Annotated in this window: 1 protein-coding gene; it reads left to right on the top strand. The window is 67.7% G+C overall.

Annotation, left to right across the window (positions count from 1 at the left end; translation table 11 throughout):
* Positions 1-1,393, top strand: a 1,393-nt coding sequence (locus AC1DZ6_RS25090) for a multicopper oxidase domain-containing protein (RefSeq protein ID WP_477099804.1), incomplete at its 5' end; no start/stop codon positions are given.
* Positions 1,394-1,485 lie beyond the last annotated feature (92 nt).

Raw genomic sequence — 1,485 nt, 5'->3', positions numbered from 1 at the left:
GTCCAGCGGCATGGACGGCGCCCTGATCATCAAGGACGACCGCGCCCCGACCGCCACCACCCCCGGCGACATCGACGTGCTGCTGCAGGACGCGCAAGGGACGGCCTTCCCCGACAAGGTGCTGATGTTCCAGCAGGTGCAGTACGCCTGCTTCGACGCCGACGGGAAGATCCAGAAGTCGCCGGGTCCGGGCGGCCAGCCCTGGGTTTGCAACACCGGCCAGACCGGCGAGATCCGCGACTACGCCCAGCAGCTGAGCCCCAGCGCCAGCTGGAACAATTCGGGCCGCTTCACCTCGATCAACGGGAGGGTCCAGCCCGGGGTCACGGGTCTGCGCGCCGGCCGGTTCGAGCGCTGGCGGCTGATTCACGGCGGCGTCCGCGAGGCGGTCAATTTCCGGCTGTTCCTGATGAAGGCCGGCGCGCCCGACTGGAACACCGTGCCCGCCAAGGACCAGGCGGCCTTCATGCGCACCTGGTGCGCCGGCGAGGCCCTGCCGATGTGGGAGGTGGCGCTGGACGGCCTGACCCGGTCGAAGGTGTTCCGCACCAGCGAGACGCGCCTGCAGCCAGGCTACCGCGCCGACCTGGTGGTCCATTTCCCGACCGGCGGGAACTACTGCATCGTCGACGGGGCCAGCAACGCCCTGGGCAGCCCGTCCCAGGCGCCCGAGCCCATCAAGCTGCTGGGCGTCGCGGTGGTCGAACACGGCGCGCCGGCCGGCGATCCGGACAAGGCGCTGAAGGCCCTGCTGATCGCCGCCGCCGAGCGCAACGTACCGGATCAGCGGGTCAAGGCCGTGGTGGTCCGCGACCTCAACAACGACCTGGCCCTGTCGAAATTCGTCTGGCATCCGACGATCGCCAAGGAAGAGCTCAACGCACCGCCTCAGGAGCTGGCCTTCAACATCGACATCAACGCCAAGCCGAGGACCACGTTCGAGGTGCTCAACCCGGCCCTGCCGCCGGACAAGAGCGGCCCCTACGTGCCCTCGCGGATCGACCGCACGGCCAATATCGGCGACGTGCAGGAGTGGCGGCTGACCTCGAAGTTCGCCTCACATCCGTTCCACATCCACGTCAATCCGTTCCAGGTGGTCAGCGTGGTCAACAAGGCCGGCAAGCCCGTGACCGACCCCGGCACGCCGGACTTCGACCCTGACTATGCCGGGGTGATCGACCAGTGGAAGGACACCCTGTTCGTCAAGCAGGACTACCACATCGTCACTCGCACCCGGTACGAGCGCTACATCGGCGAATACGTCCTGCACTGCCACATCCTCGACCACGAGGACCAGGGCATGATGGCCAATGTCAGCATCGGCATTCCGGACGGCCTGGGGGGCACGGCCGAGGCGCATGGGCCGGGAGGGCATGGGGATCATGGGATGTAGTCGGCGGGGCGCCTGAAAAGGTTCTTCTCTCTCTACAGCCGTCATTCCCGCCCTTGTGGCGGGAACCTCTCTATCCGCCGCAAGGGCAGGGG

The organism is Caulobacter sp. P1_B12_2 (assembly GCF_056406675.1).
This window is presented reverse-complemented; position numbering and strand designations above follow the sequence as displayed.